The organism is Streptomyces sp. NPDC005485 (assembly GCF_040606085.1).
Classification (GTDB): domain Bacteria; phylum Actinomycetota; class Actinomycetes; order Streptomycetales; family Streptomycetaceae; genus Streptomyces.
The window spans coordinates 26,968-33,139 of record NZ_JBEXDZ010000107.1; the positions used below are offsets into that span (position 1 = coordinate 26,968).

At 70.7% G+C, this 6,172-nt stretch carries 8 protein-coding genes; 7 read left to right on the plus strand and 1 reads right to left on the minus strand.

Translation table 11 applies throughout. The features are described from left to right. Positions 1-37: 37 nt before the first annotated feature. Positions 38-826, minus strand: a complete 789-nt coding sequence (locus ABZS97_RS29825; RefSeq protein ID WP_356142518.1) for a response regulator transcription factor — start codon at positions 824-826, stop codon at positions 38-40. Positions 827-1,078: 252 nt separating this feature from the next. Between ABZS97_RS29825 and ABZS97_RS29830 the strand changes: the two genes are divergently transcribed. The 7 genes from ABZS97_RS29830 to ABZS97_RS29860 all read left to right on the plus strand — a co-directional run bounded on the left by ABZS97_RS29830 (position 1,079) and on the right by ABZS97_RS29860 (position 6,105). Next, positions 1,079-1,951, plus strand: coding sequence for an alpha/beta fold hydrolase (locus tag ABZS97_RS29830; RefSeq protein ID WP_356142520.1), 873 nt, complete (start codon positions 1,079-1,081; stop codon positions 1,949-1,951). A 39-nt stretch (positions 1,952-1,990) separates the two neighbouring features. Continuing rightward, positions 1,991-2,245: a MoaD/ThiS family protein gene (locus tag ABZS97_RS29835; RefSeq protein ID WP_356142522.1), complete on the plus strand. Its 255-nt coding sequence runs from the start codon at positions 1,991-1,993 to the stop codon at positions 2,243-2,245. A gap of 8 nt (positions 2,246-2,253) precedes the next feature. Beyond that, on the plus strand, positions 2,254-3,585 hold the full coding sequence (locus tag ABZS97_RS29840) for a hypothetical protein (protein WP_356142524.1): 1,332 nt from the start codon (positions 2,254-2,256) through the stop codon (positions 3,583-3,585). A 161-nt stretch (positions 3,586-3,746) separates the two neighbouring features. Then, a complete protein-coding gene (locus ABZS97_RS29845) occupies positions 3,747-4,529 on the plus strand; it encodes a DUF2993 domain-containing protein (protein WP_356142526.1) in 783 nt (260 codons plus the stop codon). A 197-nt stretch (positions 4,530-4,726) separates the two neighbouring features. Beyond that, positions 4,727-4,807 (plus strand): putative leader peptide, encoded by an 81-nt coding sequence (locus ABZS97_RS29850; protein WP_351515640.1) that lies wholly within the window; start codon positions 4,727-4,729, stop codon positions 4,805-4,807. 135 nt (positions 4,808-4,942) lie between these two features. After that, positions 4,943-5,782 (plus strand): sulfurtransferase, encoded by an 840-nt coding sequence (locus ABZS97_RS29855; RefSeq protein WP_356142529.1) that lies wholly within the window; start codon positions 4,943-4,945, stop codon positions 5,780-5,782. A gap of 35 nt (positions 5,783-5,817) precedes the next feature. Further along, positions 5,818-6,105, plus strand: a complete 288-nt coding sequence (locus ABZS97_RS29860; protein ID WP_018527919.1) for a DUF1416 domain-containing protein — start codon at positions 5,818-5,820, stop codon at positions 6,103-6,105. Positions 6,106-6,172 lie beyond the last annotated feature (67 nt).

The following is a 6,172-nucleotide window of genomic DNA, read 5'->3' on the forward strand; positions in this document are numbered from 1 at the left end:
GATGGACCGCCCCTGGGCAGGGCGTACAGCAGGCTTCCTAAGGCTCCGCGGTGACCTCGACGGCCTCCACGGCGTCCAGGTGCGCCGTCTCGTCCGCATCATCCGGCTTTGGCTGGGCCGCCTTGGCCTTCGCCTCGTCCGAGGCGCGGTCCACCTTCTCCGGCGTAACGAATCGATAACCGACGTTCCGGACGGTTCCGATGAGCGACTCGTGCTCGGGTCCGAGCTTCGCGCGCAGCCGCCGTACGTGGACGTCGACCGTGCGGGTGCCGCCGAAGTAGTCGTAGCCCCAGACCTCCTGGAGCAGCTGGGCGCGCGTGAAGACGCGGCCCGGGTGCTGGGCGAGGTACTTCAGGAGTTCGAACTCCTTGAAGGTCAGGTCGAGGACCCGGCCCTTGAGCTTCGCGCTGTACGTCGCCTCGTCGACCGACAGGTCGCCGTTGCGGATCTCCATGGGGGAGTCGTCGTTGACGATCTGCTGGCGCCCCATGGCGAGGCGCAGCCGGGCCTCCACCTCGGCCGGACCTGCCGTGTCGAGGAGTACGTCGTCGATGCCCCAGTCGGCGGTGACGGCCGCGAGGCCGCCCTCGGTGACCACGAGGATGAGCGGACAGCCGGGCCCGGTGGACCGCAGCAGCTGGCAGAGGCTGCGCACCTGCGGGAGGTCGCGGCGGCCGTCGATGAGGATGACGTCGGCACCGGGGGTGTCGACGAGTGCGGGGCCTTCCGCCGGGGCGACGCGCACGTTGTGCAGCAGCAGGCCGAGGGCGGGAAGCACCTCCGTCGACGGCTGAAGGGCATTCGTAAGGAGCAGCAGAGAGCTCATCGCGCCCCACCTGCCCGGGTCGTCCTGAGATCTTGCACGGTTCGCTCGCCCATAACGTCGTCTCCTCCTCGGTCCCTGCGAGGACGTTTGCGGCACTGCTTCGTACTGCGGTTCCCGCGCGCCTTGGGAGCCGCCATGCATTCCCCACCTTCGTACACCTGCGGTTTCCCGCTTCGTATACAACGCTTCAGAAAGCACAAAAGGACCCGGGGGCTACGCTGCCCGAGTCCTCTGCCCAGCAGAATAGCCCACATGAGCTCAGGTCCGGCAGGTCAAACGACGCGATCTTCCAATGGTCCACGTACTGAGACGGGCCGTGGAGCCCCTGCTCGGACGTTTCTTCGGACGGTGGACGGCGTCACCATCGATGCGGCGTACGACCCCGGAACCGGGCCCTCCCAAGACCTCGCGATCGTCGTGGCGCACGGATTCACCGGCGACCTCGAACGTCCGCACGTACGCCGTGCCGCACAGGCGTTCGCGCAGTTTGCGGCGGTGGTCACATTCTCCTTCCGCGGTCACGGGGCCTCCGGCGGCCACTCGACGGTGGGCGACCGGGAGGTCCTCGACCTGGCGGCCGCCGTGGCCTGGGCCCGCGAACTCGGGCACGCGCGCGTGGCGACCGTCGGCTTCTCCATGGGCGGCTCCGTGGTGCTGCGCCATGCCGCCCTGTACGGCTCGGCGGGGCAGGAGCACGCGGGGCGCACGGAGGCGCGTACGGACGCGGTGGTTTCGGTGAGCGCTCCCGCCCGCTGGTACTACCGGGGCACCGCCCCTATGCGGCGCCTGCACTGGCTGGTAACCCGCCCGGTGGGCCGCGCCGTCGGCCGCTACGGCCTGCGCACCCGCATCCACCACCAGGAGTGGGACCCGGTGCCGCTCTCACCCGTCGAGTCCGTCCCCCGCATCGCCCCGACCCCGCTCCTCGTCGTCCACGGCGACCGGGACGGCTACTTCCCCGTCGACCACCCGCGGATGCTGGCCGCCGCGGCCGACGGGCACGCCGAACTCTGGCTGGAGCACGGCATGGGGCACGCCGAGCACGCGGCGGGCGACGGACTGCTCACCCGCATCGGCGACTGGGCCGCCGCCCACGCGGGCCGGGCCGGCACCGACGAGAGCTAGCCTGGCGGTGTTCACAGCAACCACTGAATGAGGAATGAGATGGCCAAGGGCACAGTGCGCTACTGGGCCGCCGCCAAGGCCGCGGCAGGCGTCGCCGAGGAGCCGTACGACGCGGGCACGCTCGCCGAGGCGCTCGACACCGCCCGCGAGCGACACCCCGGCGAACTCGTCCGCGTCCTGCTGCGATGCTCGTTCCTCATCGACGGTGACCCCGTGGGGACCCGCGGACATGAGACGGTACGGCTGGCCGAGGGCGGCACGGTCGAGGTGCTCCCGCCGTTCGCAGGAGGGTGAGCGAGACGATGAGCAACCAACAGCCGTACGACGGGTACGAGGGGTACGACGGGGCCGGCGGGTACGAAGGGTCCGGTGGACCCGGTGGGTACGAGGGCTACGACCCGTACCAGCACCCGCAGCACCAGCAGCCGTATCAGCCGCAGCCGCACCCGCAGCAAGGGCAACAGCAGCAGCAACAGCCGTACCAGCCGCCGCAGGAGCCCGGGTGGCCCGGGCAGCAGCAGGGATACGACGACCCCTCGCAGCAGCACCAGTACACGCAGCAGTGGGAGGGGCAGACCTGGGAGACGCAGACCCAGGCGCAGCAGCCCCCGGCCGCCGCGGACACGGCGTACCTGCCTCCGCAGGGATACGCCGAGCCCTACGGCGCGGCCGCGCACTCCCTCCCGCCGGAGGCGCCGACGCCGCAGTGGACGCCCGAGCACGCCCCGGCCGCCCACCAGGCACCGGGCGCCGACGGCTTCGCCCACGCGGACTCCGCCCGCCCCGGCGGCACGACTCCCGGCGCTCACTCCGGTGCCGCCGCCGAAGAGGGCGCCGACCCCGGCTACGGCCCCGCCACCACCACCGGCAACACCCGTGTCACCGACGCCCAGCGCGCCCGTGCCGAGGGCCGGTCGCCGATCATCGAGCCCGGGATCCAGCCCGCGGCCCTGACCGCCGTCCTCGGGCTGCTGCTCGCGGTGGCGGCCCCGGTCGGGGAGTACGCGCTCGCGGTACCGCTGGTGCTGCTGCAGGCCGTGACGGCCGCGGGCTGGTTCCGGCTGAACGGGATGTGGCCCGCCCGGCAGGGCATCGCGCTGGCCTTCGCGGGCGCGCTCACGGCGGACGTCGCGCTGCTCGCCGCGGGCCGCGAACACGCACCCGCCGCGATCCTCGGCACCCTCGGCGTATGGGTCCTGCTCACCCTCGTCCTGCAACTGCGCAGCCACGCCGACCCCGACACCCGGATGTCCGGCCTGATGGCGACCGTCGCCTCGGCGGCGCTGGCGATCGTCGCGGCCGGGCACCTCGCCGCCGACCCCGACGCCGTCTCGGTCGGCGCGGCCGCGGTCGCCGTCGCGGTCCTCGCCCGCGCGCTGCCGCTGCCCACGCCGGCCTCGGTGGTCGTCGCCCTGCTGGCCGCCGCGGGCGCCGGTATCGCCGTGGGCGGGATGACGGACCTCGGCACCCAGGGGGCCTTCCTGGGCCTCGGCGCGGGCGTCTGCGCCCTGGTCGGCCACCGGGTCGCCAGCTACGACTACCCGTCCCGTTTCGTGCACTTCACGGCGGGGGTGGCACTGCCGCTGGCCGCGGCGGCTCCGGCCGTCTACGTACTGGGCAGGGCGCTCGGGTAGTCCGGCCGGAGGGGCTCGACGGGTCGACGGCCGCCTGTCACAGGTGATCGACAACTCCGGGTAACCCTCCGGCCAAGGCCTCGGCCAGGGTTAGTCTCGCGCGAGACGGCCACCCGGGTCGTCAGGACGTGAGATCCGGCCGAGGTGGGGGAACACCGAGCATGCGCGCACTGCGAATACTTCTGATCGTCGTCGTCATCCTGGGCGGTCTGTTCGTGATCGCGGACCGGGTGGCGGTCGGCTTCGCCGAGGACAAGGCCGCGGACAAGATCAAGACCAGCGAGGGCCTGTCCAACACGCCGGACGTGTCCATAGCCGGGTTCCCCTTCCTCACGCAGGTGGCCGGCGGCGAGCTCGACAACGTGAAGATCGGCATCAAGAGCTATGAGGCGGCGACGGACGGCACCGGCGCGTCCGCCGCCAAGATCCGCATCGACGACCTGAGCGCCGAGATGCATGGCGTCGTCTTCGACGGCGACTACAGCTCGGCCACCGCCGACAGCGCCAGCGGCACAGCGTCCGTCGCGTACGACGAGTTGCTGAAGGCCTCGAAGGGCGAGGCGGTCCCGTTCCAGGTCGAGATCCTCGGCCAGCCGGTGTCGGCGACGGCCAAGGTGGTCTCCCTCGCCGACGGCGGCAACGGCAAGATCAAGGTGGGGGTCGAGGTCAGCAAGGGCGGCCAGACGCTGCCGAAGCCGCTGTACGTGGTGAGTTCGGTCCGCGTGGAGGGCGGCACGATCAAGGCCCACGCCGACGACATCCCGAAGAGCGTCTCCATCATGGGCCTCCCGATCCCGCTGCCCGAGGGCACGATCCGCGGTGTCACCGACTTCGAGCAGAAGATCGACGACCTGCCGGCCGGGGTCGAGCTGGAGAAGGTCGAGGCGGCGAAGGACGGTGTCGAGATCACGGTGAAGGGTTCGGACGTCAAGCTGGTCGGGTAGGACCCCTCCGTGGGCGGACAGGCGTCCGAAAGGCGAGACGCCCCCGTCCGTCCGGCAGGTGTGACGACGGATACAAGGGCCCGGAACCCCTGCGGGAGCGGCGTCGACCCCTCACTGGTCTCACATTGCGGACGATCGCATCTCACCATGCGACACGCCGGTGACATGTCCGCCTGTGCGTCCCTACGATCGACGACATGAAGCGACAGGCGGATCTCACGAAGCGGCGGGCAGTAGACCTGTGCCGCGTCGCCGCCATGCTCTGTCGCTCCTTCTGAGCGGAAGCGCCGACTTCCGCGTTCCCCGGCCCTCTTGCCAGGGCCCTCGTGCGCCGCGTACGCCGCTTCCAGGCCCGAGCGCGCACCCCTCTCTGACGCACCACCCCGCCGCAACTGCCCCGGAGGAGAACGAGCATGAGCCGCAGCGACGTCCTGGTAGACGCCGACTGGGTCCAGGAACACCTGGATGACCCGAGCGTGGCCATCGTCGAGGTCGACGAGGACACGTCCGCCTACGAGAAGAACCACATCACGAACGCGATCCGGATCGACTGGACGAAGGACCTCCAGGACCCGGTCCGCCGTGACTTCATCGACCAGGAGGGCTTCGAGAAGCTCCTCTCGGCCAAGGGCATCGGCAACGACACCCTCGTCGTCCTCTACGGCGGCAACAACAACTGGTTCGCGTCGTACGCCTACTGGTACTTCAAGCTGTACGGCCACGAGAACGTCAAGCTCCTCGACGGCGGCCGCAAGAAGTGGGAGCTGGACTCCCGCGACCTGGTCGCCGAGGTGCCCACCCGCCCCGCCACGGACTACAAGGCGAAGGCGCAGAACACCGCGATCCGCGCCTTCCGTGACGACGTCGTCGCCGCGATCGGCTCGCAGAACCTGGTCGACGTCCGCTCGCCCGACGAGTTCAGCGGCAAGCTGCTCGCCCCGGCACACCTTCCGCAGGAGCAGTCGCAGCGTCCGGGCCACGTCCCGTCCGCCCGCAACATCCCGTGGTCGAAGAACGCCAACGACGACGGCACCTTCAAGTCGGACGACGAGCTCAAGGAGCTCTACGCCGAGGAGCAGGTCGACCTCGCCAAGGACACCATCGCCTACTGCCGTATCGGTGAGCGTTCCGCGCTCACCTGGTTCGTGCTGCACGAGCTGCTCGGTGTGGAGAACGTCAAGAACTACGACGGCTCCTGGACCGAGTACGGCTCCCTGGTCGGCGTCCCGATCGAGCTCGGCGCCAACAAGTAATCCTCGTAGTCAAGGCCTGAAGGACGGAAACGAACATGTGTGGAGCGAAGGCCGGCGGCCCCGACGCCTCGACGATCAAGCCCGGTGAGACCACGATCCAGGGTCAGGTGACCCGCGACGGCGAGCCCGTGACGGGCTACGTCCGTCTCCTGGACTCGACCGGCGAGTTCACCGCGGAGGTCCCCACCTCCGCGACGGGTCAGTTCCGCTTCTACGCGGCCGAAGGAACCTGGACCGTCCGGGCGCTGGTCCCCGGCGGCACCGCGGACCGTACGGTCGTCGCCCGGACGGGCGGCCTCGCGGAGGTCGCCATCGCCGTCTGACGGCAGTTCGTACGGTGTGACGGCCGTACGTCATGATCGGCCGAAGGGCCGCACCCCCGGGGGTGCG